The sequence below is a fragment of the Shewanella psychrotolerans genome (assembly GCF_019457595.1).
Classification (GTDB): domain Bacteria; phylum Pseudomonadota; class Gammaproteobacteria; order Enterobacterales; family Shewanellaceae; genus Shewanella; species Shewanella psychrotolerans.
Map to the genome: position 1 here is coordinate 4,245,835 of NZ_CP080419.1, position 26,492 is coordinate 4,272,326.

The 26,492-nt window shown below is 46.8% G+C and carries 24 protein-coding genes and 1 pseudogene; 13 read left to right on the forward strand and 12 right to left on the reverse strand.

Annotated features, from left to right (window positions below):
• From def to K0I62_RS18640, 5 genes are read left to right on the forward strand one after another with little or no spacing between them, the layout of a single operon-like run.
• Nucleotides 1–513 carry a peptide deformylase gene (gene def / locus K0I62_RS18620; RefSeq protein WP_220069496.1) on the forward strand — a complete coding sequence of 171 codons (513 nt, stop codon included), beginning with the start codon at nt 1–3 and terminating at the stop codon, nt 511–513.
• Between the two features lie 7 nt (nt 514–520).
• The gene (fmt, locus tag K0I62_RS18625) at nt 521–1,498 is read left to right on the forward strand and encodes a methionyl-tRNA formyltransferase (protein WP_220069497.1); all 978 of its coding nucleotides are present in this window, start codon (nt 521–523) and stop codon (nt 1,496–1,498) included.
• Nucleotides 1,495–2,775, forward strand: coding sequence for a 16S rRNA (cytosine(967)-C(5))-methyltransferase RsmB (gene rsmB / locus K0I62_RS18630; RefSeq protein WP_220069498.1), 1,281 nt, complete (start codon nt 1,495–1,497; stop codon nt 2,773–2,775). The genes fmt and rsmB overlap by 4 nt, the downstream gene beginning before the upstream one ends.
• Nucleotides 2,776–2,784: 9 nt before the next feature.
• The gene (gene trkA / locus K0I62_RS18635; RefSeq protein WP_220069499.1) at nt 2,785–4,194 is read left to right on the forward strand and encodes a Trk system potassium transporter TrkA; all 1,410 of its coding nucleotides are present in this window, start codon (nt 2,785–2,787) and stop codon (nt 4,192–4,194) included.
• Nucleotides 4,195–4,226: 32 nt separating this feature from the next.
• Complete coding sequence (locus tag K0I62_RS18640) at nt 4,227–5,669, forward strand: TrkH family potassium uptake protein (RefSeq protein WP_220069500.1); 1,443 nt, start codon at nt 4,227–4,229, stop codon at nt 5,667–5,669.
• Between the two features lie 11 nt (nt 5,670–5,680).
• On the opposite strand, the gene rlmF is transcribed toward K0I62_RS18640, so the two are convergent.
• Together rlmF and K0I62_RS18650 are read right to left on the reverse strand one after the other, a co-directional pair.
• Nucleotides 5,681–6,739: a 23S rRNA (adenine(1618)-N(6))-methyltransferase RlmF gene (rlmF, locus tag K0I62_RS18645; protein WP_220069501.1), complete on the reverse strand. Its 1,059-nt coding sequence runs from the start codon at nt 6,737–6,739 to the stop codon at nt 5,681–5,683.
• A gap of 73 nt (nt 6,740–6,812) precedes the next feature.
• Nucleotides 6,813–7,220, reverse strand: a complete 408-nt coding sequence (locus K0I62_RS18650; RefSeq protein ID WP_220069502.1) for a flagellar basal body-associated protein FliL — start codon at nt 7,218–7,220, stop codon at nt 6,813–6,815.
• Nucleotides 7,221–7,382: 162 nt separating this feature from the next.
• Here K0I62_RS18650 and K0I62_RS18655 point away from each other — a divergent pair, with 162 nt between their 5' ends.
• Entirely contained in the window at nt 7,383–7,955 is a 573-nt protein-coding gene (locus tag K0I62_RS18655) for a chorismate--pyruvate lyase family protein (RefSeq protein WP_220069503.1), read from the forward strand.
• 42 nt (nt 7,956–7,997) lie between these two features.
• Here K0I62_RS18655 and K0I62_RS18660 read toward each other — a convergent pair whose 3' ends face one another.
• Nucleotides 7,998–10,865, reverse strand: a complete 2,868-nt coding sequence (locus K0I62_RS18660) for an immune inhibitor A domain-containing protein (RefSeq protein WP_220069504.1) — start codon at nt 10,863–10,865, stop codon at nt 7,998–8,000.
• Nucleotides 10,866–11,306: 441 nt separating this feature from the next.
• Nucleotides 11,307–11,900 (reverse strand): YhgN family NAAT transporter, encoded by a 594-nt coding sequence (locus tag K0I62_RS18665; RefSeq protein ID WP_220069505.1) that lies wholly within the window; start codon nt 11,898–11,900, stop codon nt 11,307–11,309.
• 363 nt (nt 11,901–12,263) lie between these two features.
• Here K0I62_RS18665 and K0I62_RS18670 point away from each other — a divergent pair, with 363 nt between their 5' ends.
• Together K0I62_RS18670 and K0I62_RS18675 are read left to right on the forward strand one after the other, a co-directional pair.
• Nucleotides 12,264–13,856: a metal transporter gene (locus tag K0I62_RS18670; RefSeq protein ID WP_220069506.1), complete on the forward strand. Its 1,593-nt coding sequence runs from the start codon at nt 12,264–12,266 to the stop codon at nt 13,854–13,856.
• A gap of 147 nt (nt 13,857–14,003) precedes the next feature.
• Nucleotides 14,004–14,765, forward strand: coding sequence for an NRDE family protein (locus K0I62_RS18675; protein WP_220069507.1), 762 nt, complete (start codon nt 14,004–14,006; stop codon nt 14,763–14,765).
• Here K0I62_RS18675 and K0I62_RS18680 read toward each other — a convergent pair.
• Complete coding sequence (locus K0I62_RS18680; protein WP_220071460.1) at nt 14,762–15,184, reverse strand: YybH family protein; 423 nt, start codon at nt 15,182–15,184, stop codon at nt 14,762–14,764. The genes K0I62_RS18675 and K0I62_RS18680 overlap by 4 nt on opposite strands.
• Nucleotides 15,185–15,289: 105 nt before the next feature.
• Here K0I62_RS18680 and K0I62_RS18685 point away from each other — a divergent pair, with 105 nt between their 5' ends.
• The gene (locus K0I62_RS18685) at nt 15,290–15,847 is read left to right on the forward strand and encodes a lysophospholipid acyltransferase family protein (RefSeq protein ID WP_220069508.1); all 558 of its coding nucleotides are present in this window, start codon (nt 15,290–15,292) and stop codon (nt 15,845–15,847) included.
• A gap of 77 nt (nt 15,848–15,924) precedes the next feature.
• Nucleotides 15,925–16,548 (forward strand): LysE family translocator, encoded by a 624-nt coding sequence (locus tag K0I62_RS18690; RefSeq protein ID WP_220069509.1) that lies wholly within the window; start codon nt 15,925–15,927, stop codon nt 16,546–16,548.
• A gap of 77 nt (nt 16,549–16,625) precedes the next feature.
• On the opposite strand, the gene K0I62_RS18695 is transcribed toward K0I62_RS18690, so the two are convergent.
• Nucleotides 16,626–17,876, reverse strand: coding sequence for a mechanosensitive ion channel family protein (locus K0I62_RS18695; RefSeq protein ID WP_220069510.1), 1,251 nt, complete (start codon nt 17,874–17,876; stop codon nt 16,626–16,628).
• Nucleotides 17,877–18,054: 178 nt separating this feature from the next.
• Between K0I62_RS18695 and K0I62_RS18700 the strand changes: the two genes are divergently transcribed.
• Nucleotides 18,055–18,585, forward strand: a complete 531-nt coding sequence (locus K0I62_RS18700; RefSeq protein WP_220069511.1) for a porin family protein — start codon at nt 18,055–18,057, stop codon at nt 18,583–18,585.
• A 93-nt stretch (nt 18,586–18,678) separates the two neighbouring features.
• Nucleotides 18,679–19,335 carry a DUF3157 family protein gene (locus tag K0I62_RS18705; RefSeq protein ID WP_220069512.1) on the forward strand — a complete coding sequence of 219 codons (657 nt, stop codon included), beginning with the start codon at nt 18,679–18,681 and terminating at the stop codon, nt 19,333–19,335.
• A gap of 274 nt (nt 19,336–19,609) precedes the next feature.
• Here K0I62_RS18705 and hutH read toward each other — a convergent pair whose 3' ends face one another.
• The 3 genes from hutH to hutC form a co-directional block, all read right to left on the reverse strand.
• Nucleotides 19,610–21,142: a histidine ammonia-lyase gene (gene hutH / locus K0I62_RS18710; protein ID WP_220069513.1), complete on the reverse strand. Its 1,533-nt coding sequence runs from the start codon at nt 21,140–21,142 to the stop codon at nt 19,610–19,612.
• Between the two features lie 28 nt (nt 21,143–21,170).
• Complete coding sequence (gene hutU, locus K0I62_RS18715) at nt 21,171–22,850, reverse strand: urocanate hydratase (RefSeq protein ID WP_220071461.1); 1,680 nt, start codon at nt 22,848–22,850, stop codon at nt 21,171–21,173.
• A 139-nt stretch (nt 22,851–22,989) separates the two neighbouring features.
• On the reverse strand, nt 22,990–23,697 hold the full coding sequence (hutC, locus tag K0I62_RS18720) for a histidine utilization transcriptional repressor HutC (protein ID WP_220069514.1): 708 nt from the start codon (nt 23,695–23,697) through the stop codon (nt 22,990–22,992).
• A 185-nt stretch (nt 23,698–23,882) separates the two neighbouring features.
• Here hutC and hutI point away from each other — a divergent pair, with 185 nt between their 5' ends.
• Nucleotides 23,883–25,109 (forward strand): imidazolonepropionase, encoded by a 1,227-nt coding sequence (gene hutI / locus K0I62_RS18725; RefSeq protein ID WP_220069515.1) that lies wholly within the window; start codon nt 23,883–23,885, stop codon nt 25,107–25,109.
• Between the two features lie 416 nt (nt 25,110–25,525).
• Here the strand turns inward: hutI and K0I62_RS18730 are convergent, their stop codons facing one another.
• The 3 genes and pseudogenes from K0I62_RS18730 to K0I62_RS18735 form a co-directional block, all read right to left on the reverse strand.
• Nucleotides 25,526–25,825, reverse strand: a complete 300-nt coding sequence (locus K0I62_RS18730) for a hypothetical protein (RefSeq protein WP_220069516.1) — start codon at nt 25,823–25,825, stop codon at nt 25,526–25,528.
• Between the two features lie 93 nt (nt 25,826–25,918).
• Nucleotides 25,919–26,146, reverse strand: coding sequence for a GDCCVxC domain-containing (seleno)protein (locus K0I62_RS19315; RefSeq protein WP_258405049.1), 228 nt, complete (start codon nt 26,144–26,146; stop codon nt 25,919–25,921).
• 55 nt (nt 26,147–26,201) lie between these two features.
• A pseudogene (locus tag K0I62_RS18735) lies at nt 26,202–26,417 on the reverse strand (hypothetical protein); the annotation flags it as partial.
• Between the last annotated feature and the right edge of the window lie 75 nt (nt 26,418–26,492).

Consider the following 26,492-nt stretch of genomic DNA (forward strand, 5'->3'; position numbering starts at 1 on the left):
ATGAGTTTACTAAAAGTACTACGTTTCCCAGATGAGCGCTTACGCACCATTGCTAAGCCTATTACAGAATTTACCGCTGAGCTTCAAACACAAATCGATAATATGTTCGAAACAATGTATGAAGAGAAGGGGATTGGTCTAGCCGCAACTCAAGTTGATTATCACCATCAATTGATCGTGATGGACTTGCAAGATGATGTAGAACGCCCAAAAGTTTTTATTAACTTAGAAATCACTGAAAAAAGTGGTGATTTTTGCAACGAAGAGGGCTGTTTATCGGTGCCTAATGTCTACGCTAAAGTTGACCGAGCCGAATTTGTCACCATAAAAGCACTCGATCGCAACGGTAACGAGTTCACTTTAGAGGCCGATGGATTATTTGCTATCTGCCTGCAACATGAACTTGACCACCTCAAGGGTAAACTGTTTGTCGACTATCTATCACCACTAAAGAGACAACGCATTAAGCAGAAGCTAGAAAAAGCTGCCCGCCTCGAAGCCAAGCAAGGATAAGTTGCACTTGAAACCACTTAATATCATTTTTGCGGGCACGCCAGACTTTGCCGCCCGTCACCTACAAGCCTTGATAGAATCTGAGCACAATGTAATCGGCGTCTACTCTCAGCCAGACAGACCAGCGGGCCGCGGCAAAAAACTTCAAGCCAGCCCAGTGAAAGCGTTAGCCGTAGCACACCAAATACCCGTATATCAGCCTAGCAGTTTACGCAATGAAGAGGCGCAAGCGGAATTAGCATCGCTAAATGCCGACATCATGGTAGTTGTCGCCTACGGATTAATTTTGCCACAAGTGGTACTCGATACACCAAAGCTGGGCTGCATCAATGTTCATGGCTCGATTCTGCCTCGCTGGCGCGGCGCGGCGCCGATTCAACGTGCCCTTTGGGCAGGTGACACTGCGACGGGCGTAACGATCATGCAGATGGATATCGGCCTAGACACTGGCGATATGCTGCTAAAAACTCATCTGCCTATTGAAGACAGCGACACCTCTGCCACGCTTTATGAAAAGCTGGCACAGCAAGGTCCAACCGCACTTATCGATGCATTAACAGGCATAGCCGATGGTACACTCAAGGCCGAACCACAAGATGAAGCCCTCGCTAACTACGCAGAAAAGCTCAGTAAAGAGGAAGCATTATTAGACTGGAGCAAGCCAGCCGTGCAGCTTTGGCGAGAAATCCGCGCATTTAACCCTTGGCCAGCCAGTCACTTTGACCACATGGATGCGACCATCAAGGTATGGCAAGCCAGTGTCAGCCAGAAAGCGAGCGATGACATCCCTGGCACTATTATTACCGCCGATAAACAAGGCTTAGCGATTGCAACAGGGGAAGGTGTGTTAGTTTTAGAGACCATGCAGCTACCAGGCAAAAAAGCGATGCCTGTAGCCGACATTCTTAACTCGCGCGGTGACTGGTTCACACCAGGCACGCAACTTCAAAATGCAACGCAAGACTCAGAGGCCAATGCCGAATGAATTTACGAGGCTTAGCCGCGAAAGTGGTGTTTCAGGTATTGGAAAAAGGTGTGTCACTCTCTGTGGCACTGCCTGAACAACAGCAAAACTTATCCAGTGGCAAAGATAAGGCGTTATTAGCTGAACTCTGTTATGGCGTGATGCGCTACCTTCCTCAGTTAGACAAACTCATCAGCGACTGCATGAGTAAACCGATGAAAGGTAAGCAGCGTATTGTTCATCAACTACTGCTCGTTGGCTGTTACCAACTGTACTTTACTCGAATTCCTGCCCACGCGGCGATATCTGAAACTGCAGAAGCATGCCGACAACTAAAATTCGATGGATTAGTTAAAGTCGTCAACGGTGTACTACGAAATTTACAGCGCAATCAGGCTCCGTTGCCAACAGATAACGACACCTTAACCTTTAATACGCCAGCTTGGTTAGTCAAAAGATTAAAGGACGCTTACCCAGACAATTGGCAACAAGTGATTGAACAGAGCCACCAGCGTCCACCTATGTGGCTGCGTAACAATCAACGGTCACAAACTCGTGAGCAATATCTAGCCTTGCTTGATGAACAGGAGATAGCGGCGACAACAGGATGTAGCGAAAACGCTATTTTACTCGATAGCCCTAAAGATGTGACGCTATTACCTGGGTTCGGTGAAGGCGCTGTATCGGTTCAAGATGGTGCAGCACAATGGGCAGCAATGCTACTAGCACCACAGGCAAATGAACTCGTCCTCGATGCTTGTGCCGCTCCTGGCGGCAAAACCTGTCACCTATTAGAGACTGAGAAGAGTATCGACTTAGTCGCTGTCGATTTCGATGCCAAGCGTCTTGAGCGCGTACAGCAAAACCTTGACCGTTTATCCCTTCAAGCTAAAGTGATTCACGGTGATGCAGCTAATATCGATTCATGGTGGCAAGGGGATAAATTCGATCGCATCTTACTCGATGCTCCTTGTTCGGCAACGGGCGTTATACGTCGCCATCCCGATATCAAGTGGTTGCGCAAACAAGCCGATATTGAGGAGCTTGCGTCGCTACAGTCACAAATTTTAGATCATTGCTGGCAGTGGCTAAAACCTGGTGGCACACTGCTCTATGCAACTTGCTCGATTTTACCGCAAGAGAATGCCGAACAGATAAGTGCATTTTTGGCGAGAACCCAAGACGCTACACTCGTCCCCATCGCTCAACAATCCAAAAGCGATGACATAGGCTGGCAAATTACGCCAGGCCAAGACAATATGGATGGGTTTTATTACGCTCGCCTGGTTAAGGGATAACGTTAGACCATGAAAATTATCATATTAGGTGCTGGTCAAGTAGGTGGCACATTAGCCGAAAACTTGGTGGGTGAAAACAACGATATCACTATCGTCGATAACGACAGAGATAGATTAAGATCGTTGCAAGACAAGTACGACTTACGTGTCGTACTCGGACACGGTGCACACCCCGGCGTTCTCAAAGATGCTGGTGCCGAAGATGCCGATATGTTAATTGCAGTTACTAATAGTGATGAGTGCAACATGGCCGCTTGTCAAATTGCCTACTCCCTGTTCGGTACTCCGACAAAAATTGCCCGTATTCGGTCGGAGCAATACTTAGCGCTGAGAGACAAGCTATTTATCGACAGCGAAACTAAAAATAGTGAGAACCGCCCGCGTGGTGGTTTTATCATCGATGAACTGATCGCACCAGAGCAGCTCGTCACCGCCTACATTCGCCGTTTGGTCGAGTATCCTGGCGCCTTACAGGTGCTTGAGTTCGCCGAAGGACGTTTGAGCCTTGTAGCCGTGCGAGCCTATTATGGGGGTCCACTGGTCGGTAACGCGTTGGCTGCATTGCGTGAGCACATGCCCAATATCGATACTCGCGTGGCCGCTATTTTTAGGCAAGGTCGGCCGATCATGCCAAGAGGCACCACCATTATCGAGGCAGATGATGAAGTATTTTTCGTCGCCGATAGCCGCCATGTGCGTGCCGTGATGAGTGAGATGCAAAAGCTCGATAACACCTATCGCAATATCATGATCGCTGGCGGGGGTAATATTGGTTTAGGGCTAGCTAAGCAGTTACAAAGAAATCATGCGGTGAAGCTTATTGAGCATAATCAAGAGCGCGCAGAGGCATTATCTGAAAAGTTAGAGAACACCACGGTATTCTGCGGTGATGCATCGGATCAAGAATTACTACTAGAAGAACATATAGATCAAACCGACGTGTTTATCGCTGTCACCAATGATGACGAAGCCAACATCATGGCGGCACTCTTAGCTAAGCGCATGGGTGCAAAGAAAGTGATGGTATTAATTCAACGAGAGGCTTATGTCGATATCGTCCAAGAAGCGAATATCGATATTGCAATATCACCACAGCAAGCCACAATTTCGGCGCTGCTAACTCATATTCGTCAAGGCGACATCTGTAACGTTTACTCTCTTAGGCGTGGGGCTGCCGAGGCGATCGAAGCTATCGCTCACGGTGATCCAAGTACCTCTAAAGTTGTTGGTAAGCAGATCAGTGAAATCAAATTACCACCAGGCACCACTATCGGTGCGATAGTCCGAGATGAAGAGGTGTTAATGGCACACGATAAAACCGTGATAGAGCAAGGCGATCACGTTATCCTCTTCCTCGTTAATAAGAAGTTTATTGGCGAAGTTGAAAAGCTGTTCCAACCCAGTGCCTTCTTCTTTTAAGCGAATAAAAACACTCGTAGACTGAGCTAGCAATGCTAAATATTCGGCCATTACTGTTCATATTAGGCGTGTTTTTATCGACACTAACCGCCTTTATGTTTATTCCGCTGCTCTTTGCCTTAATCTATGGCGAAGAGACAGTCGGCGCCTTTATGATAGCCTCTCTTGCTACTGGGACATGTGCCAGTGCCTGTATGCATCAAGGCCATAGCGATAACTTACGCCTAAATATCCGTGATATGTTTTTACTCACTAGTCTGACTTGGTTTATCGTCAGCCTGTTTGCCGCAATGCCATTTACGCTCTATCACGGTATTAACTATACCGATGCCTTTTTCGAAACCATGTCTGGTATAACAACCACAGGGTCAACTGTGCTCTCAGGGCTAGACACCATGGATCACAGTATTCTTATCTGGCGATCATTACTGCAATGGCTTGGTGGGATCGGTTTTATCGTCATGGCGGTAGCTATCTTACCTTTTCTTAACGTTGGTGGGATGCGACTATTTAGAACCGAATCCTCCGATTGGAGCGATAAGGCCGTACCGAGAACCCAGAATATGGCTAAGCAACTATTCTGGGTCTACATCGGCCTTACCGTTGCCTGCGGTCTTGCTTACCACGCGGCAGGAATGACCTGGTTCCAAGCGATTAACCATTCGATGACAACCCTATCGACCGGAGGCTACTCGACCTCTGACAGCTCAATGGCGGCATTTTCGAAATCGGCACATTGGGTGGGCGTGTTCTTTATGGCTGCGGGTGGTTTACCGCTATTAATGTTTGTTCACTCATTGTCACAACGTTCAGTCCAGATCTGGAACGATGCACAAGTGAAAGGTTACCTACTCTTCCTTGTATGTGTCTCTTGTAGTTTGGCTTTTTGGCTGTGGCAAGGACACGACATGACAGCTGCCGATGCGCTTCGCCTAGCCAGTTTCAATGTGGTCTCGGTCGTCACCACTACAGGTTATGGACTAACGGATTATACGGCGTGGGGCGCGTTAGCAAATGTCGCCTTCCTCTTTCTGATGTTTGCTGGCAGCTGCTCAGGTTCAACCTCTGGTGGTATTAAGATTTTCCGCTTCCAAATCGCGATAGCCATCATGCGTGAACAGCTCAAGCAGCAGTTTCATCCAAACGGTATCTTTAAAGAGCGATATAATGGCCGATCTATCAGCGAGGATATTGTTCGCTCATTAGTGACCTTCATTCTACTCTTTATGTCGGTGATCGTTATCTTATCGGTCATTCTAGTGATGACGGGGCTAGATCCGACCACCAGTTTTTCGGGCGCTGTCACGGCTGTGACCAATGTGGGTCCCGGACTTGGACCTGTGATCGGCCCAGCGGGAAATTTCTCATCATTGCCCGATGTGGCAAAATGGTCACTCGCGATAGGCATGCTGCTGGGGCGACTCGAGATCTTGACGGTGGCGGTACTCTTTCATCCCAATTTTTGGAAATATTAACCGCTTTCAACTCAGCAGCGATATTGATGCCATAACTCACGCTGGCGAGGTTCAAGAAAACTCCAAGCCAGCACTCGAGTCAACTTGTTACCTTGAGCCATATCGATGGTCTTCACGGTAACAGCGCCTAGCTGTTCGAGTGCTCGATAACAAGGTTTTAGGTTCTCTTTTTTAGATACTAAGCTGGTAAACCACAAGCATTGACTCGAAAATTCATGGCTTTCCTTAATCATATCGAGCAAGAATCGCAACTCGCCGCCATCGCACCACAGCTCAGCTTTTTGGCCACCAAAATTAAGTTTGTCAGTCGATTTAACACTTACCTTGTCGTGACCTTTAGCGAGGCGATTTGAGGCTAAATTTTTCAATTTACGCTCGCTACCCGCGGTTGCCTCGGCAAGAGAGGCATGAAAAGGCGGATTACACATAGTTACATCGAAGCGCTCCCCCTGTTTGATCATGCCGTTAAAAATAGCCTGCTGAGTAGACTGTAATCTCAGCTCCACCTTTCCCTGTAAACAGGAGTTTTGGTCAATGATATGTTGCACATTGGATACTGAGCAAGAATCGATATCGCTAGCAACAAAATGCCAGCCATAACTCTGCACCCCGAGAATAGGATAAATTCCGTTGGCTCCCGTTCCGATATCAAGCACCTTAATCTTTTGCCCTTTAGGGGGTTTAACCGCGCGTTTTGTCGCGCTGTTACTCGCTGCATCATCGGAAAGTAAATCGGCAATATAATGTAAGTAGTCTACTCGGCCAGGGATCGGTGGACACAGAAAACCTTGGGGAATATCCCAGAATTCGATGTGATAATGTAGGCGCAGCAATGCTAGATTCAATGTTTTTACCGCCACGGGATCGGAAAAATCAATAGAAAGGTTGCCATAAGGGTTTGGCCTAACAAAACCTTTAAGATATGGAGTGTGCTCAATCAACGCCATAAAATCATAACCGTCTCGATGTAAATTTCTGGGGTGAAAACCTTTAGGTGACCTAGGTTCAACTTGAGAATTTGCAGGTTTAATTTTGCCGGAAGATCGACGAGCTGCGCGAGGCTGGTTCATTTAACAATTACCATTGCTGGCGTAGGCGCGCGAAAAAAACATTGCGCGACTACGAAGGCGAATTAATCTAACTCTAGTCGTATAAATATTTAGTAAAAAGCAAATTAACGACCAAAGGTTTACCGATCTCCCGCTCTAACAGACGATTAAGCGTGTCATAACATTCACGGCGTATTTCCTCTTTACCCGTAAGCGACTTCACCTTGTCTTCGGTTTGCGAACCGAGAATTTCGATAATAGCGGCTCGTAACAGGGGATCATGATGCTCTAACACAATAAGATCTTCGGGCGCTTTCACCATCAGCTCAACGCTGATCTTAACGTAACCCAATTTTTTACGGTTTGAGATATAGTTGGTCACAATATCGGGCTCAAAACCATAGTAGGCATACGTATCGACAGTCTCTTCCCCTTCGGCAAATGCCGCAACGCTAGAGAGGCTGGTGACAAAGAGAAACAACAGCAGCGCGAACTTTTTCATATCTAGTGAATACTCCATTATTGTTATCTAAGCTTATTGATCATTAGACTAAGCTCGTTGCCTACTCATTTAACGGCAATATTTCTAAGCACTTTAATTACCGACATATTCTGCTCAACATGTTAAAATGCTGGCGTTTGTGAGTATTGTACCGAGAAATTCATGAGTGTGACTAGGTTAAGCTTCCCCTATGGTGAATCAATTCAATGGTATTCACCGGACCAAATTCCCCAATTACCCACTTCACCAATAAAAGATTGGCTTTTAGCTTCAGGTAGTTTAACTCAAAAACTCAAATCTCACTGTAGTCAATTTGAAGTAAAAGTCTTAGGCGAAGATATTCTTAACCCGTTTGATAGCGAATTACCAAATCAATCTCAAGTTTGGATAAGAGAAGTGCTGCTTTGTCTTGACGGTGTACCCTGGGTTTTTGCTCGAACTATAGTGCCTAGCACTATGTTAGCTATCGTCGAATCCAATTTTTTAGCCTTAGGTACTCGTCCACTAGGAGAACTGTTATTTACCACCGGAGAGTTCACCCCTGGTAAAATTGAGATAGGAGAGTTTACTCCATGCACTAGCTTAGCGGCGCTGATCTCGTCGTTAAATCAACCGACTGAACAGGCATTATGGGGACGTCGCCGCTACTTCAGCCATCAAGAGCAACAACTTATTGTCAGCGAGATATTTTTACCTACTGCGCAACAACAGATTGAGAGCAAGAATCTTATCTAACGAATAAAAACGCCTCACTTTAGAGGCGTTTTTCTATTGAGACTAAGCTCGACGACGCAACGCTAATAAAAACAAAGCCGACAAACTTAGCCAACCAAGGCTACCACCGCCTGAACTCTTTTCTATCTCCACTGCGGGCGGCTCGACAACGGGTGGTACCACTACGGCTGTCGTCACCACGAGTGTTTCATTTGCCACTGAAGTATAGCCTTTAGCATCGGTTACGGTCAGTGTCACTGTATAGCTTCCTGCTTGGCTATAGGTATGCACTGGTGAAGGCTCACTACTGCTGGAACCATCGCCAAACGTCCATTGGTAACTAAGCTCACCAACACCTGCAGATGTCGAATCGCTAAAGGTCACTCTTAGATCGCTCGTCACAAAACTAAAGCTAGCTGTCGGCGGCACTTCGACATAGATAAAGAGAAGCTCTGTAGCCCTAGCGCCCAGACCATCGGTAACGGTCAACGACACGGTATACTCATTAGATTCGCTATACACATAGGTAGGATTAACGAGCGTACTCGTCGCATCAGGCACACCAAACTCCCAAGCGTAGCTGTAATCACCATAACCGCCAGTAACATTTGCACTAAAGCTAACGCTTGCCAAGGTTTGCTGCGCGCTAATGCTGACGGTGACTGGATCTGGAGCGGGTTCTGGCGGAACAGGTTCACCGCGATACTTGAAACGAACCGTTGCAGTGCTTGAATCATTGTTTTGTGCAACCACTTCCATGGTCAGCCCTAACGCAGGCAAGATGATGCCCGATTGAGGTTGCAGTGGAGCACTGTAATCTTGACTGTCATCAAACAAGTTATTTGCTGTCAGGTGATTGTCGTTGAAGTAGGTCGACTGATTAAACATGCTAAAGGTAGCATCACGGATCTGAATGGCGCTGCCATAACTACTTATCAAATTCTGGTCCGCATCGACAACACCAATCAGGCCTGAACCAGGGTGCTCACTGGAATTATTGTCGGCTTCATTGAAATCTTCTAACCAGAGCAACACACCAGGCTCATAAGAGTGGCTGGCGAGTCCGGCATCTACGCCATTGTAGCTACGCAACTGCACTAAATAACGACGGTCCTTACCTGGACGATTGTTATCTATTCGCGCAAAACCGCCAGTAAGCGTCATCTTGCCTTCTGTTTCTGCGCCATCGCTATAAATTTCGTTCGTACCATCGAGCAGTTTAATCTCATCAACGACTAAGCCATAGTCACCAACGGCTTGGTCAGTAAAATAGACGATACTGATTTGACGGTTAGATCCAGCATAACCTGAGAGATCAAAGATTAAATCAACCCAACTGTCAGCCCCTTCGGCACCGGCAATATCAGATGACTTGCCCGTAATGATATTCTTTGCGCTATTAATGGTGTTACTTGGCTTAGTATGGTTGCCTGCAATAGCTACTCCATCGACCATCACTTGGGCATAATCATAATCCTGTTCAATATTCCAATGTGCCTTCATCTTCAGCGTCAATACCGCACTTACGGGTAGAGCGATAGAAAATGCCGCCGCAGTACTAATCATATCTCCCTGACCTGAATAATATTGATAACTGCCTGCATAAGGGGGTTTAAAGGCAATATCAGTCGGGGGAAGCTTAACCGCAATCTGGTTGACTTGAGTATTGTTGACCGCCTCAACGAGGGCAACATCACGCCCACCGACTGGAATATCATTTAAACTCAGCACCTCTTCCGTTAACCACTTACCTTTGTACTTGTTTTGCAGGTAAGAGCGCGCATAAGGACTAAAACCCACAGGCTGGGTGCCCGCTATCGTCCCAGTCCAACTCCCACCCGACATGATTGACCAAGATCCCACTGGCGAGCCATCACCATTATAGGAGGTGTCATATTCATCGGGTAAACCTAAATCATGTCCAAACTCATGCACCACAACGCCAGCAGCGGCATCAATAGGCTGGATGGTATAACCAAAGACTTTCTTACTCGTGCCAGGAATGGTGTAACCAGGACTATTCTCATAGACAAAGAATCGGTGTGACCAGATAGCGTCATCACCCAGCACACCACCGCCCGCTTCTTCACCAATACTCGAATGAAACAGCATTACGTGGTCGATATCGCCGTCTGGCTCATCGAGGTTGCCGTCGCCATCGAAATCATAAGGATCTTCAACATCGTAACTCGCGATCTCTTCGCTGGTCATGTTAGCCAACGCTTGGGTCACAGCCTCTTTAACTAACTCTGGGACCGCTGTGTCATCATTGTTGTTATCTGGATCATTTGCGCCATAGTAAGCCGCATTTTGGCTTGCTGTGTACCAGCCTTTTACGCTGCCAGTGAAAAAGAAACTGCCGCCAGATTCGGCTTGATAGTATTGATACCCTGTCATCAAGTTTTGTCCTTGAGGACCGGTAAAACCTGTGCTGGAGAACATCAGGTTATTGTAATGACTGGTGGGATAGCTGGGATAATACATGTCAGTATCGCTTGCGCTTAAGCGATTATTGTTATGGGGCAAATCGGGGAAGTCGATCAATATACCCAGCACTTTTACCGTCTTATTGATATCGGCATCGGCTTGAGGCGATGCAAAACTCATGGAGCGAGCCACTTTGGACTGTTTGAGGCGTTGGCGCTGCTGTTTTTCCAGCGACTGTTGGATCAACAATCCCTTAGTTTGAAAGCCTGTCGCTCTTTGAGTATAAGCAGCTAACGCGACACGCTTTTGCCCATCACTTGCATCTGCAGCCAACTCGCCGCGCTTAATCATCCAGTAAAGAATGCGCTCTTCATTAATAACGCTCGCATCCGCGGAGGGAGCCAGAGAGCTAATATCCAAAGGCGCTGCAATGGTCAGGGGGCTCGCTAACATCAACGACAAACTCAGCGCCGTCAATGCCCCTAGGTAATATTGATTTTTCATACAGCCAACATCCTCGTGCCTGTCTATTGCAGCTGTAATGACGATCGATACAAGATCGTAGACATATGCAATGCTAATAATAATTCTAGTCAGAACTTTGAAATAAGGAGGAAGTTTCTTGCAATCAATACGCAAGCCTCAATGACCTAAGCCTAGGATTAGCGAGCGGCAGGTATTAGCGTAAAACCCAGTTTAAACGCAACAACACCCAAAGTCTGACACAAAACATTAACAGTATTTTGCACTATAAAATAAGTTACAAGCAATATTTTTATCTAAACCAAAATTCCAAGTATCTCGCTAAAATAGAAAATAAGTCAGCAATCTCAAAATTGTCGATTAAATGCTAGTAAGTAAAAATCCGAAGCTTGAGGGCTTGAGAGTTTTATACAAAATCCCAATACCTTCAAGCACTCGTAATTTTAATACCTATCAGTTCACCTACCCGGTGTGCGCAATGTAACTCGCAACGCCATCGAGGAACATCTGTACCGAGATCATCACCAGCACCATGCCCATAAGCCGCTCAACCGCAGTTAATCCTTTCTCTCCCAGCAGCTTAGTAAAGAGTTTGTAGAAGAGTAAAATAATCGCACTGGCGCCCCATGCGGCGACTAAAGCGATAGTCCAATCGGCCATACGACTACTATCGGTATGGGCTAACAAGATCAGCGCCGCGAGTACCGAAGGACCTGCCATCAAAGGGATTGCCATGGGAACAATAAAGGGCTCTTCACCGGCGGCCAGTCCAACGACGCCACCAGGCTGTGGGAAAATCATTCGAATCGCGATTAAAAACAGAATAATGCCACCCGCAATACTAACCGACTCAGATCTGAGGTTTAAGAAACTTAAGATGGCTTCACCAGCGAACAAAAATAGTAGCATGATGATCAACGCGAATATTAACTCCCTAATCAATACTCTACGTCTCTTCTTAGGTTCAATATGACGAAGTATCGAAGCGAATATGGGGAGGTTTCCTAGAGGATCCATAATCAAAAACAACATTACCGCAGCAGAAAAAATGTCCATAACTTAATATTCATCAAAAATTGAACCCATATTGTATAACGTATTTTCAATATTAATCAGTAAATAACCCAACAAAATCTACGCTAGCGCAAAATCAATACAAACTTGCTAAGATTTGCGCTGTTTAGACTCTCGTTTTGTTGATCATCACAAGTTAAGTCCATAGCTTTGAGTAATACTCAAAGCATGATTTAATCGTTTTGAGTAAAGAATCCACTTTCAAAACAAGCGTAAAAAATAGACAGCCTACGCTCACGCTAGCCGATCCATGTAAATTAAGTCGTATCCTATGCTAATTATTCGATTGGTAGAGATAACACTGATATACTAGCTGGCTTTCTAGGCTCCCTTGTTAACATTTATATGTACTATCTAATTGCCAGCTGTATCGCACTCCTGCTAGGTCCGCTTTTCTACCGTTTTTTTACAACGGGAACGGGTCTGCAAAAAGGCTTAGATGGATTCATCTTTGTCTCGCTGGGTGGTTTAGTGCTTATTCATATCCTTCCTGAGCTATTAGAGCACGGGGGATTCCTCGCGATTATATTTGTGATCATCGGCTTATGGGGCCCCACCCTCAGTGAGCGTCTATTTCATCGCTACTCAGAAGTGACCCACAATCTGACCCTCACCCTCGGTATTACCGGATTACTCTTGCATACCATCACCGATGGTGGCGCTATGATATTGGCTCAGCAAGATGGTAATTCAGCCTTATTAGCCTTAGGCGTGATACTTCACCGATTGCCTGTTGGCTTAGCCATTTGGTGGCTATTAAAACCTCAAGTGGGTGGTCGCTGGGCGACTATTGTGTTGGTCGGCATGATGATGCTTACAGGCGTGGGCTATTTCGCTGGTGAACAGCTTTTAGCGCATTTAAGCCTAGATAAAACCGTTTATCTTCAAGCCTTTGTTACGGGGTCGATTTTACACGTGGTACTTCATCAACCCCACGGTCATAACATCAGCGATAAACAGGGTAAATATGAATATCAAGCCGGCATCGGCAGTATTCTAGGTATCATCTTATTGTTTGTTTTATTGATGATGGATTCTGGTGGTCATGAGCACCATGATCATACCCATAGCACAGAACAACTAATCGATTGGCTACTGACATTGGCGCCAGTACTCCTACTTGCCTACTTTATTGCGACCATAAGATATCAATTTGGTTTATCGCCGCAACACCCACAATTAGGCCACCGCTGGCTACAGCGTCTTGCTGGACCAGAAGCTCTCGTGATCACCCTTTTGTTACTCGGCCCAAGCTTGGCAATGATCCAACTCATCAGCCTAGTGCTCATTGGCATGCTATTAACCCTTACCAAGGTGCAACTCACCGATCCACACAAAGGTTTACCTATATCGGCATGGCGATTCGGCTTTGCTCATCTGGTCGATAGAAGCGCCCCCTGGATCATTCTCAGCCTGATTTTAGCGAATCTAATTGGCCATCCATCTGTACCACTTGAAAGCGCTATGGTTCAGGTGGGTGTGTTGTTAATCCTGTTTCTGCCTATGCGTTTTTGTAATCTTGGCGGCGCAGTCTTAGCACTATCGCTTGCCTATAGTGGCTGGAGTATTGAAGCCGTGATGGTGACACTACTGGCTGCACCGGTGTTTAACCTCGCTCAGCTAAAATTGATGAATTGGACGCAGAGATTGTTGCTTGGTAGCGTCATAGCACTCTGTTTACTGGGCACCCACTGGCTGATCCCTCAGTGGAGTACTATCATCGAGTTACCTCAGAGTATCAATACTAGCGCTTTAGCTATCATCGCGCTCCTGTTTGCAGCAAGCTTACTTAGACTTGGGCCGCGCCAATTTATGGCGCGGATCATGTTATGGAAGCCTAAGTCGCATCAACATGATCACGCCCATGAGCATAAACATGAGCATCACTCAAACAGCGACCAACATCATCATGGTCACTCGAGTAAAGAGCATCATTAGGGCCTATTTAACTGTCTCACTCTGTCGTTCAAATTAAACGGTGGAAAACACAAGGATAAAAGATCCGCTGCCCCTATAAAAATTGAGATAGCTTTTATCGATCACCGAGGCTAAGTTAAGTTGATTAGCCTTTTGTCGGATCCGCTTATGTGTATTCTGTTTGTTGCCTTAGACATCTTCCCTGAATATCCTGTGATCATCTGTGCAAACCGTGATGAGTTTCATGTTCGTCCAACAGAACCCGCTCATTTCTGGCCACCAGACAACCACTTGTTAGCAGGTAAAGATCTTCAAGCGGGCGGTTCTTGGTTGGGCGTTAACAGAGATGGGCAGATCGCAGCGCTAACCAATATTCGCGCTCCAGAACGACAACAGTCAGATAAACGCAGTCGTGGCGAGCTGGTACTCAAAGCATTAGAAGAGCCTAGCACCATGACAGCCAACTGGCTTAGAAAGCAAGGTCACTTCTACAATCCATTCAACCTGTTATTTGGAAAAAGAAACGAACTCTATTGTTACCACAGTCTCAATAGTAACGTGCAGCGACTAACGCCTGGATTTCATGCTATTAGCAATGGCGCTTTAGATGATATCTGGCCTAAAATGGCTAAAGGTACACTGGCGCTAGAGAAACAACTGGCGAACGCGAATGTCATTGATATCGACGCTTTACTCGCAATCATGACAGATCAAAGTCAGGCGGAGGATGCTGAACTGCCTCAGACAGGAATTGCACTTGAGTGGGAAAGACAACTTTCATCTATCTACATCAAACATCCAGAATATGGCACACGCTCAACTTCGATCATCATTCAAGACCATCAAGGTAATATCGAATTTGTTGAGGTGCGCTACGACGGGAAGGGGCGTAACTTAGGTCGGCAGAGTTTCAAAATAGCCACGACCTAATCAGATGTGTGATCATGAGTGATCACCCATTTGTCATCAATTTTCTCGATCAACAGGGTAAATATACCATTAGGGTTGTCTTTAGCTCGAACTAATTGCCAACGCCCCACGACCAACGCTGCATAGTTGCTAAGCATCTTAGTCTCATTAATGGTGAATTTGAGCTGGCCTAAAGTGGCTTTATCTGGGTAATTTTTCTTATACGCGGCTAAAGTCTCGGTCCAGCCATAGCGAAACTTCTTACCCGATGCAAAACGGACTTTCTCGCTATTCCAATATCCCTGCATGTAAGCATCGAGATCACCCCGATTCCAGGCCGATTCCTGAGCCTCTATGACTTTCGCTATCTCATCTGTTGGTACTGCTGAAGCGGGGAAAACCAACAACATCAGTAGCAATAACCATCCATTTTTAAACATCATCGACTCCGTGGGGAGAATTTAGCGTGTAGTATATAATAATATAAATTACTCTAAGACATTATGGTTTAAATAAAAACTGGCTTAAATAAAAGAGTTACGCCTATGTTTAAAAGCTTTTGTAAAACCATTTTAAAATTAGCAGGCTGGAAAATTGATGGCGCTTTACCTACCGAACCTCAATATATCGCCATCGTTGGACCACACACCAGCAACTGGGACTTCATTTTAGGCGTGCTCGCTCGCGGAGCTCTCGGACATGAGATCCATTTTCTGGGCAAACACCAACTCTTCATCGCGCCATGGGGATGGTTCTTTAAAGCGGTAGGTGGTACGCCGGTTGATCGCCGTAAAAATAACAACCTGGTCGATGCCGTTGCCCAATTGTTTAAGCGTGACCCTCACTTTAAATTAGCTCTCGCACCAGAAGGCACCCGTAGCCCGGTTAAACGTTGGAAGACAGGCTTTTACCACATAGCGACCGCAGCTCAAGTTCCAATTGTCACTGTTGCACTGGACTTCGCCAATAAAAAAGTGGTGATCCCACAGGCATTAACGACAACTGGCGACATAGAAAAGGATATGGACACGATTCTGAGCTTTTACCGTACGATTAAGGGTCGTCACCCTAAAACAATCCCTGATTATACGGCGCAAAAATAACCTGTATCAAGGTTTGCCAAACACTGTGGCACTCGTTATAGTGCGCCAATCCTACATTTTGCATGCAATTTATACCGATGAGTTTTGATACCTGGTTACTCTATCTATTTGCGATCTTACTGATAGCGGTATCGCCAGGCACCATGGCGGTACTTTCAATGAGCCATGGTATCCATTTCGGCAAGACCCGCAGCTTAGCAACCGCACTAGGTAGTGTTAGCTCTGCCCTGTTGTTGATGTTTGCCTCTGCCGCTGGGCTAGGTGCGCTGCTCAGCGCAACCGAATATGGCTTTAACTTACTAAAGTATTGCGGCGCTGCCTATCTGCTATTTCTCGGCATAAAACTCATATTAACCAAGGCGAGCGCCCAAGGGCTAGATCTGCAACACATCAAAGGAAAAGGCTCGCCAAAGCAGATGTTTAAAGAAGCTTTTCTCGTTGGGATCAGCAATCCAAAAGACCTGCTATTTTTCGGTGCGCTGTTCCCACAATTTATTGATATAGGCGCACCACAAGCCCCACAGCTGGCAATATTGGCACTCAGCTGGGCGGTGGTCGATTTCAGTTTTGTGATGATGTATGCCAGCATGGCAAACGTGTTAGCCCCTAAACTCAAGTCGAGTAATCGCCTGCATTGGTTCGACAGAACTAGCGGCGCGGTATTTCTTACCCTTGCGGCTATCTTAGTCACTAGGGAATAGGGCGTGGGCAATATTCCCCAGCGTGCTAGCCTCAAGCCCTTGTATCAAGTCACTTTCATTTTAACGTCTAAGCAGCCTTATCCCTTTAAACTACGAATATCTGCCCCTGTTGGCGCCTGGAACGCTCGCAGGTTAAATTGCGGCAAAATGGCATAGATATGATCAAATATATCTGCCTGAATATCTTCATAAAATGCCCATCTGGTGTCATTGGTGAAAATATAGATCTCTATCGGCAACCCTTCAGTCGTCGGCGCTAATTGACGCACTAATAGGGTCATCTCTTGATGCACTTTCGGATGCTTGCGCATATATTCCAACAAGTAGGCCCTAAACGTCCCCACATTGGTTAGATTACGGCTATTCACTGGCATATCACCATCTTGAACATTGGCATTAAACTCGGCGATCTCGGCCTGCTTACGCGCTAAATACTCCTTCAGCAGATTAATCTTACCTAGGCGTTGTAACTGCTCATTGGTCAAAAAGGCTATCGAGTCGATATCGATATTAACCGCTCGTTTAATGCGTCTTCCGCCACTATCAGACATGCCGCGCCAGTTTTTAAAGGCATCAGAAACCAAGGCATAAGCGGGGATCATGGTGATCGTCTTGTCCCAGTTTTGCACCTTAACCGTAGTTAAAGAGACCTCTTCTACAGAACCATCGGCACCATACTTGTCCATCTGAATCCAATCACCTGGACTCACCATGCGATTGGCCGCAAGCTGAATGCCAGCGACAAAACCTAATATGGTGTCTTTAAACACCAACATCACTAAACCCGTTGCGACACCTAAGCCACTCAAGAAGTACACCGGAGATTGTTCCGCTAGTACCGAGATTGAGATAATAATCGCCACAAAGAACATAAACAGCTTTAACAACTGCACGAAGCTCTTAATGGGTAAACGCCGACTAATCAGATTGACATCGGCAACCTGATTCGCTGCATCAAGCGCACTGTATACCGCACGCACAAATAGCACCACGATAGTGACATCGAGTAAGCGATCAGCAAGGCTACTGACCAGCGGATGTGACACCAAAGCCAGTGGCAATAGGATATTGAGGATCAATGCGGGAACAAGTTTAGCGAAATTTTCGAGAACGCGATGTTGCATGAAAATATCATCCCAACTCACTCTAGAGCGCAGGATAACAATGTTCATCGTGCTAACAACGCCACGCTTTACCACCACGTAGCCAATGAACGCGATCAATAGACAGGCAACAACCATAATCCCTGTCGAGACACCATCTGCAGGGCTATTGATGCCAAAGTGTGCCAGCCACAGCGACACCTGGGCACGTAATTCTTGATCCAAAATTTTATCTCCCTATCTAAAACCGCTCAATCATGTAAAGCCATATTAACAACCACTGCCACTTTAACAAACAAAAGCAGCACAACTACTTATTTTAAAAGCTATTTCAGCTCGATTAGTTGACTGTAATATAAAGATTCACAACAATCCATTGCTAACCAATCCAATTGAGAGCGCTATGTTTAAAAACCTATTGAGCTGTTTTCTAGTCTTGTTCAGTTGCAACCTGCTGGCGGCCGATCTTGAAGATGAACTCAAGTCGAAGCCACGAACTAGCATTACTCTCGATTACATTGCAGCAGAAAATGATCTCTATGGTATCACCCTAGCACCGAGTCATTACGACAGTAATTATTCCAACTGGGGTTATTACATAGGTTACGCTCAAAGCAAGAAGGAGGATATAGAGATAGAAGGTCCAGCTGAGGCCTATACACAAGAGATACTATGGCGCTTTGGGTTAAGCTATAGTCTTACTGCAAATCTTAGCCTCTACGGTGGAGCTAGCGCATATAGCAACGAATATGCTTATACCAATAGCTTCTCGCCACGTATCGTGGATGGTAAACCTCGCTGGGAAACGGATAAAGACACGACCTGGGGAGCCGATATCGGACTGCGATACATTTTAGGCAAACATTTTACCCTTGGTGCAGGTTACAACTCTGCCACCGATTCTGCAGTATTAAGCCTAGGATATACGATGTAAGAATCGATAGAGCTTGAACTAGCTAGTGTTAATTTCAATTCAGTTTGTCTATGCTAAAGAGCTTAAACAGGCCTCTTTAATTGGTTAACATCAATGTATAAAACACTACAAAGCTGTGCTATCGCAGCGCTGATCCTCTTCGCCGTTCCTTCCTATGCAGAAGAGAGCACTCCAGAACAGATGACCATAGTCACTCTAAAGAACGGGGCGACCGTCAAACTGAACGATGATTTCACCTGGGAATATGTGTTTCTAGAGACAACGCCCACAGAGGCCGCGGCAAAGACTCAAAGTGCTACGCCCACAACAGCTACCACTCAATCAACCACAGCAATAGCCGAACCAGTTACAGTGATCGCCACCGAAGCAGAGGTTGCCGGCACGCTGACCAATAGCGCGATGGCACAATCCTCACTATTAAAATCAACAGCCAAAGGTGGCGTCAAAGTCAGTTTTATCAATAGCCAATGGGACAATGATGGCCGTCTTGGGCTTAACTTCGAACTAGCAAGTTCCAGCTCAGAAAACTACGTAGAAATTGAACTTGAAATCGGTTTCTTCGCCGACTCCGGGACACTCATTAAGAAAGAAACCCTAAATGTATGGCAAGCCATTTTTAGAATGCCAGAAACCTATCTTCGCCGTGGACAGACACGCAACAGCGAAACCTTCTGGATTAAAGGCATAGATAAAACTCAATGGAACAAACAGCTAATGACTCTCAAAATCATCGATATGAGTTCACGATAACACTTATCTACAACAAGCCCACTCTTGATAGTGGGCTTGTTGTAGATACGAGGCTTAAAAATCACATCATGGTATCGGACATCTTTACTGCCACCATATGGCCTTTCGCACATATGATGCCCTCCACCGATAATAACTACCTATTATCACAAATTCAGGCCTTCACAAATGCAGGAGTTCAAAGAGTGTAAGAGGTATTGGCAGGCTTCCAACTAAAATCAATCCAGTAAAAAAGGGCCATTAAGCCCTTTTAAATGCAAATAAACCAATACTACTATAAGCTCGGCATAGTGCCTGCGGGCAAGTAAGCATTGAAGCTTGCCGTCATCAGCAGATCCGTCGCCGCCTCGATATCAGGACCGAAGAAACGATCCTTATCGTAGTAAGTGACTAATTCACGCAGCTCAGCTTTCGCTGTCGCTACCGCAACACTGGGTTGCAATGGCGCTCTGAAATCAAGCCCCTGCGCTGCAGCGAGTAACTCAATCGCCAGCACACCACGGGTGTTCTCTGACATATCACGTAGACGACGGGCAGCAAACGTGGCCATCGACACGTGATCTTCCTGGTTAGCCGATGTCGGTAAACTATCAACCGATGCTGGGTGCGCATAAGTCTTGTTCTCTGATGCCAACGCCGCCGCAGTCACCTGAGCAATCATAAAGCCAGAGTTTACGCCGCCATTCTCAACTAAGAAGGGTGGCAACTTAGACAGATTCGAATCAATCAACAACGCGATACGACGCTCGGCAATCGAGCCAAGCTCGGCAATCGCTATCGCCAAGTTATCGGCAGCCATTGCCACAGGTTCAGCGTGAAAATTCCCACCCGAGATGATATCGCCAGTATCTTGGAACACTAATGGGTTATCGGTCACGCCATTAGCCTCAACAGCAAGCACGTCGGCAGCATGTCGGATCTGGGTTAAACATGCCCCCAATACCTGCGGCTGGCAACGCAGTGAGTAAGGGTCTTGCACCTTATCACAGTTAACATGATCTAAGCTGATCTCCGACTCTTCACCTAATAGATGACGGAAAATCGCCGCCGAATCAATTTGGCCTTTTTGGCCACGCGCCGCATGAATACGAGGATCGAACGGACTACGACTGCCCATTGCCGCTTCGACACTCATGGCACCAATTACCGAGCTAGCGGCAAATAGATCTTCTGCGTTAAACAGTCCTTCCAGCGCTAATGCGGTCGATGCCTGAGTACCGTTAAGTAGCGCTAAACCTTCTTTCGCCGCTAGCTCAATGGGTTTAAGACCTGCGATCTCTAATCCTTCAGCCGCTGAAATCAGCTCACCACGGTAGCTCACCTCACCTTCGCCAAGCAGCGGCAAACACATGTGTGACAGCGGCGCTAAATCACCTGATGCTCCCACCGAGCCTTTCTCTGGCACGCAAGGGTAGACTTCGGCATTAACCAAAGCGATAAGGAAGTTGATCACCTCAAGGCGGATACCCGAAAAACCACGGCTTAACGAGTTAATTTTCAGCACCATCATCAAGCGCACGGTCGCATCTTGCATATACTGGCCAGTACCCGCAGCGTGAGACAGCACAATAGAGCGCTGCAGCAATTGCAGATCTTGAGTACCAATTTTTGTGTTGGCCAATAGCCCAAAACCGGTATTGATACCGTATACTGTGCGGCCTTCATCTAATACTTTTTGTACTAGCCCAGCACTGGTATTGATATCGGCAATCGCACTCGGACATAGCTCAAGGCTAACTTTGTTGCGGCTAATTCCGCGCAGCTGTTCTAGGCTAAGGGTGCCAGGTTTTAACACTAAATGACTCATGAATTCTTGCCTCTATTTATTATTGTTATTATTTATTCTGTGTAGCGAGCATCGGCAGATCTAAGCCCTGCTCTGCAGCGCACTGCTTAGCAAGCTCGTAACCCGCATCGGCGTGACGCATCACCCCTGTTGCAGGGTCATTCCAAAGCACTCGACCTAAACGCACGGCGGCATCATCGCTACCATCGGCCACAATCACCACACCCGAGTGCTGACTAAAGCCCATGCCTACACCACCACCGTGATGCAAGGAGACCCACGTAGCGCCACTAGCAGTATTTAATAGTGCATTCATCAATGGCCAATCCGATACCGCATCGCTGCCATCAAGCATAGATTCGGTTTCTCGGTTAGGGCTGGCAACAGAGCCTGAATCTAGGTGATCGCGACCAATCACTATTGGCGCCGACAACTTACCATTTTTAACCATCTCGTTGAATGCCAACGCTAAACGTGCACGATCTTTTAGCCCCACCCAACAGATACGCGCTGGTAAACCTTGGAACGCAATACGTTCACGCGCCATATCCAGCCAGTTATGTAGCTGAGGGTTATCAGGAATAAGCTCTTTAACCTTAGCGTCTGTCTTATAGATATCTTCAGGATCGCCAGACAATGCCGCCCAGCGGAATGGACCAATACCTTCACAAAACAGCGGACGCACATAGGCGGGCACGAAACCGGGGAAGTCGAATGCATTTTCAACCCCCTCTTCGAACGCCATCTGACGAATATTATTACCGTAATCGGTCGTCGCTGCGCCTGCCGCTTGCAGCGCTAGCATCGCCTTAACCTGCACCGCCATCGATTGTTTGGCCGCCTTAACGACCGCAGCTTCATCTTTTTGGCGCATCTGGGCAGCGTACTCTAGCGTCCAGCCTTGTGGCAGATAACCGTTGAGCGGATCATGAGCAGAGGTTTGATCCGTCACCACATCAGGGGTAATTCCGCGCTCGACCAGCTCGGCAAACACATCAGCGGCATTAGCCAGTAAGCCTACGGACACTGGAGTGCCAGCTTTGTTAGCTTCATCGATCATCGCTAAGGCTTCATCTAGGTTAGTGGCCTTTTTATCCACATAGCGGGTACGTAGACGGAAATCGATACGCGTCTCATCGACCTCACAAGCCAACACAGAATAACCCGCCATGGTACCAGCCAAAGGTTGCGCTCCACCCATGCCTCCAAGCCCGCCCGTTAAGATCCACTTGCCCTTCGACTCGCCACCAAAATGCTGCTTCGCCATGGCGACGAAGGTTTCATAGGTACCCTGAACTATGCCTTGGGAGCCAATATAGATCCAAGAACCCGCAGTCATCTGGCCATACATGGCCAACCCTTTCTTATCTAATTCGTTAAAGTGTTCCCAATTAGCCCAGTGTGGCACTAAGTTTGAGTTAGCAATGATCACTCGTGGTGCATTATTATGGGTCTTGAATACGCCCACAGGCTTACCAGACTGTACCAACAAGGTTTCGTCATCTTCTAGGCGCTGTAGCACCTCGATGATCTTGTCATAGCACTGCCAATCACGCGCCGCTCGGCCAATACCACCATAAACCACGAGGTCCTCTGGACGCTCGGCCACATCGGGATGAAGATTGTTCATCAACATACGCATCGGCGCTTCGGTAAGCCAACTCTTACAGCTTAATGTGCTGCCGTGTGGCGCGATAATGCGACGACTAGGATCGTGTCTTTTATCCAAATTCTTATCCATTTTTAACTTACCTCAATCTGTTTTTATCTCATCGACTTAACTTAATTTTTATCGTTATTTTTGCTTTAGCCTGTTACCTCTCGGGCTTATGGGACACAGGTAATCCCTTGAAATCTGGTGAGCTGATTTAGCGATTAAAGGTCAAATGACCACCCAAACGGAAACGGCTACCCGGGTGAATCAAACGCGCAAAGCTCACCACACCTTGACGTGACCAGGTGCGGCGCAATATCTGTAAACAGGGCTCACCGCCTTCAATTTGCAACGCATGTTGCTGGGCATCATTAGGCACGACCGCCTCGATGATATGACGCGCTTCGGTCAATGGCGCCACAAATGACAGGTATTCATGGGGCGTTTGCAAGGCATAATCTTGCTCAAGATAATGGGGCACTAATTGTGGATTAACGAAACGCTCCTCCAACTGTAATGGCAAGCCCTGTTCGCAATGAACCAACACGGAATAAAAGACAGGGCTCCCCTCTTCGAGCCCCAACGCAATCGCGATAGGTGCCAACGCCGCTATTTGAGTGAGCTCAAGCTGCTTAACACTGTAGCCATGGCCTCGATCTTTAATCTCATCGGCAATATTGCGAATCGCCATCATAGAAGATTGCGATTTGAGTCCCGCTACAAAAGTGCCTAACCCTTGAGAGCGCTCAAGCACACCCGATTCACTCAGCTCAGTCAGTGCCCGTCTGGCCGTCATGCGACTACACTCAAACAGCTCGGCTAACTGATTTTCAGACGGCACGCGGCTATGTTGTTGCCACTCACCCGACTCAACCTTAGTCAAAATAAACTGTTTAATTTCGGCAAACTTGGGCGTAGCCATCTAAGCTCCTTAACGCTCATAATCTGTTCTCAACGCCATGATTGCGCATCAAGTAACACCGATATCACTTTTCAAATGGTGAAAATTACCGCTATAATCCTAGCTTGTATATACAAGTAAACACAAGCTAGCTCACACAAATTTATTGTCGCGACCAACCGGCGTTGCAGCTTGAGGGGAAAACTATGTCTTGGGATCAAGTTTGGATTGACGTCAACATTGCGACAATGGATCCAGAAATTTCAGCGCCTTACGGTGCAATCACCGATGCCGCTCTCGCAGTAAAAGAGGGCAAAATAGCTTGGTTAGGTCCCCGCTGTGAGCTGCCTGAATTCGACGTATTGTCAACGCCAGTTTACAGGGGCAAAGGCGGTTGGCTGACTCCAGGGATCATCGATGCCCACACTCATTTAGTGTTTGCGGGCAATCGCGCCAACGAGTTTGAACTACGTCTGCAAGGCGCCAGCTACGAAGAGATTGCACGGGCTGGCGGCGGTATCATCTCGACGGTAAAAGCCTGCCGCGAAGCATCTGAAGCGGAACTATTTGAGCTAGGCCGTCAACGCCTCAATGCCCTCGCCAAAGAGGGGGTAACCACGGTCGAGATAAAATCGGGATACGGCCTAGATACCGACACCGAGCTAAAGCTACTGAGAGTCGCCCGAGAGCTTGGCAAGCATCATCATGTGGATGTAAAAACTACATTTTTAGGCGCCCATGCGATTCCACCAGAATATAAAAACGATAGCGATGCTTATGTGGATCTCGTTATCGACGAGATGCTACCGGCGGTGATAGCTGAAAACCTTGCCGATGCCGTCGATGTGTTTTGCGAAAATATCGCCTTTAGCCTAGCGCAAACCGAGCGCGTATTAAGCGCAGCCAAAGCAGCAGGGCTTGATATTAAGCTTCATGCTGAGCAGCTATCTAACTTAGGCGGCTCGGCTATGGCCGCCAAACTGGGCGCTAAATCGGTGGATCATATCGAATACTTAGACGAAGCGGGCGTAAAGGCCCTCAGTGAAAGCGGTACCTGTGCCACCCTGCTCCCAGGCGCGTACTACTTCCTGCGCGAAACCCAGATGCCGCCCATCGATTTATTACGCCAATACCAAGTGCCTATGGTGATCGCCAGCGATTACAACCCCGGATCATCACCGCTGTGTTCGAGCCTATTGATGCTCAACATGGGTTGCACCCTGTTCCGTTTAACGCCAGAAGAAGCCTTAGCCGGTATGACCCGTAACGCCGCCAAGGCGCTGGGTATTGAAGAGAGTGTCGGCGTACTACGCGCAGGCATGCAAGCCGACTTCTGTCATTGGGATGTCACCACCCCTGCGGCGCTCGCCTACAGTTATGGTGTTAATGTGTGTAAGGATGTGGTGAAGAAAGGCCGATTAGTGCATCAATAACCTTAGCTTAGCCGAAAGAGAGTTGATACTTGTTTTAGGGTTAGATAACCATGGCCTATTAGTTATCTTATTGCCTGCTGCCGCAGCTGCAGTATAGGGACATACAAATGTCGTGATCACATGGATGTGAAAGAACGACCTCATGTGCAGATACCGCCTCGACACGCGGTAAATATGTCCCTATACGCTCCACGAAAACATCCATGTTTTCGTGGGTCTCAGCCGTATCAACACCTCGTCATCCATCTCTTCGATTTAACTTAGATGATAAAAACACCTAGGGCTAAAAATATGGAAAAGTGATAAATTTCAGCGTGATAAAAGGCATACCACCGGACATATAATCACCACATTCGTATACCGAATACAGTACCCAACGTGGATGTTCAATGTCCAATAATCCTGCTAATCGCTAACTAGGGGCGCAGTAGCTGAAGCCATTCATCGGCAAATGCCAAAATAAATTTATAGGAGTGGTCATCTGACAGGGTGATTTTAATCGCATCTGTGGTGACGGGAATAAAGCCGCCACCCGTCGCGACGCATTTCTCGATTTTAGATACCGATTGTCTATCGAGTTTATAGGGACCTAAGCCAAACTCAGTGTTGTAAGGCTCAAAATGGATATCACTTTCAGTGACCCAAAACTTACCATCTGCGCGTGCGACGCCATTTTGAATGGTGGCATTTGACGACTTAATTACGGATTGTTGCATGGCTTCCCCTCCATAGGAAAGAGTAAAGTAGAGCATCAAAATTATAAGACTCATTGGCAAAAATCAATCGCCCAACCTCAAAAAAGTTGCTTATTACTTAGTGGCTTTAACTTTACAACAAGCACTACCTTGTTGAATGGGCGGGCACTTGACTGTGCCATAGGAGCAAAATACACAGCAGTCACCGACAAGTGGCTTGAGGATCTGATGGCACCCAGTACATTCATAAAAAAATTGGCAGGCATCGGTTGGCATAACCTCCCACTTACTGGTACCACACAAAGGACAAGTAATTTTAGACGCTAATTCAATTGAGTTCATCGCCACTCCCAAATATCGATAGTGATGATTCTGGCTGCACCAGTTTACGACTGAGTCATATCAACGGTAAAACCTCCTCATTGGGTGCGCTGATCGCTGCAAATTCATCCTTGTGCTCATGAATAAAATCTTCCATAAACCAAGCGCAGAAATTGTGGCGACCATCGACCTCAGCCTTGCTGTAAATAGAGGAAGCCTGTTGGCGCACCGTTTTCTCTTTGGTCTACCTAACCTCGACTCGCTCTTTACAAATTAAGCCTTTTAACAAAAAATCGACCAGCGCCTCACGCGAGTAAACTCCCGAAGAATAATACTAATCAGCTCAAGAAAGCGATCACATCTTTAC

What these genes read in the sequence shown, in the direction of transcription:
- def (WP_220069496.1), top strand. Translation starts at nt 1, where the DNA reads ATGAGTTTACTAAAAGTACTACGTTTCCCAGATGAGCGCTTACGCACC.
- rsmB (WP_220069498.1), top strand. Translation starts at nt 1,495, where the DNA reads ATGAATTTACGAGGCTTAGCCGCGAAAGTGGTGTTTCAGGTATTGGAA.
- trkA (WP_220069499.1), top strand. Translation starts at nt 2,785, where the DNA reads ATGAAAATTATCATATTAGGTGCTGGTCAAGTAGGTGGCACATTAGCC.
- K0I62_RS18640 (WP_220069500.1), top strand. Translation starts at nt 4,227, where the DNA reads ATGCTAAATATTCGGCCATTACTGTTCATATTAGGCGTGTTTTTATCG.
- rlmF (WP_220069501.1), bottom strand. Translation starts at nt 6,739, where the DNA reads ATGAACCAGCCTCGCGCAGCTCGTCGATCTTCCGGCAAAATTAAACCT.
- K0I62_RS18650 (WP_220069502.1), bottom strand. Translation starts at nt 7,220, where the DNA reads ATGAAAAAGTTCGCGCTGCTGTTGTTTCTCTTTGTCACCAGCCTCTCT.
- K0I62_RS18655 (WP_220069503.1), top strand. Translation starts at nt 7,383, where the DNA reads ATGAGTGTGACTAGGTTAAGCTTCCCCTATGGTGAATCAATTCAATGG.
- K0I62_RS18660 (WP_220069504.1), bottom strand. Translation starts at nt 10,865, where the DNA reads ATGAAAAATCAATATTACCTAGGGGCATTGACGGCGCTGAGTTTGTCG.
- K0I62_RS18665 (WP_220069505.1), bottom strand. Translation starts at nt 11,900, where the DNA reads ATGGACATTTTTTCTGCTGCGGTAATGTTGTTTTTGATTATGGATCCT.
- K0I62_RS18670 (WP_220069506.1), top strand. Translation starts at nt 12,264, where the DNA reads ATGTACTATCTAATTGCCAGCTGTATCGCACTCCTGCTAGGTCCGCTT.
- K0I62_RS18675 (WP_220069507.1), top strand. Translation starts at nt 14,004, where the DNA reads ATGTGTATTCTGTTTGTTGCCTTAGACATCTTCCCTGAATATCCTGTG.
- K0I62_RS18680 (WP_220071460.1), bottom strand. Translation starts at nt 15,184, where the DNA reads ATGTTTAAAAATGGATGGTTATTGCTACTGATGTTGTTGGTTTTCCCC.
- K0I62_RS18685 (WP_220069508.1), top strand. Translation starts at nt 15,290, where the DNA reads ATGTTTAAAAGCTTTTGTAAAACCATTTTAAAATTAGCAGGCTGGAAA.
- K0I62_RS18690 (WP_220069509.1), top strand. Translation starts at nt 15,925, where the DNA reads ATGAGTTTTGATACCTGGTTACTCTATCTATTTGCGATCTTACTGATA.
- K0I62_RS18700 (WP_220069511.1), top strand. Translation starts at nt 18,055, where the DNA reads ATGTTTAAAAACCTATTGAGCTGTTTTCTAGTCTTGTTCAGTTGCAAC.
- K0I62_RS18705 (WP_220069512.1), top strand. Translation starts at nt 18,679, where the DNA reads ATGTATAAAACACTACAAAGCTGTGCTATCGCAGCGCTGATCCTCTTC.
- hutH (WP_220069513.1), bottom strand. Translation starts at nt 21,142, where the DNA reads ATGAGTCATTTAGTGTTAAAACCTGGCACCCTTAGCCTAGAACAGCTG.
- hutC (WP_220069514.1), bottom strand. Translation starts at nt 23,697, where the DNA reads ATGGCTACGCCCAAGTTTGCCGAAATTAAACAGTTTATTTTGACTAAG.
- hutI (WP_220069515.1), top strand. Translation starts at nt 23,883, where the DNA reads ATGTCTTGGGATCAAGTTTGGATTGACGTCAACATTGCGACAATGGAT.
- K0I62_RS18730 (WP_220069516.1), bottom strand. Translation starts at nt 25,825, where the DNA reads ATGCAACAATCCGTAATTAAGTCGTCAAATGCCACCATTCAAAATGGC.
- K0I62_RS19315 (WP_258405049.1), bottom strand. Translation starts at nt 26,146, where the DNA reads ATGAACTCAATTGAATTAGCGTCTAAAATTACTTGTCCTTTGTGTGGT.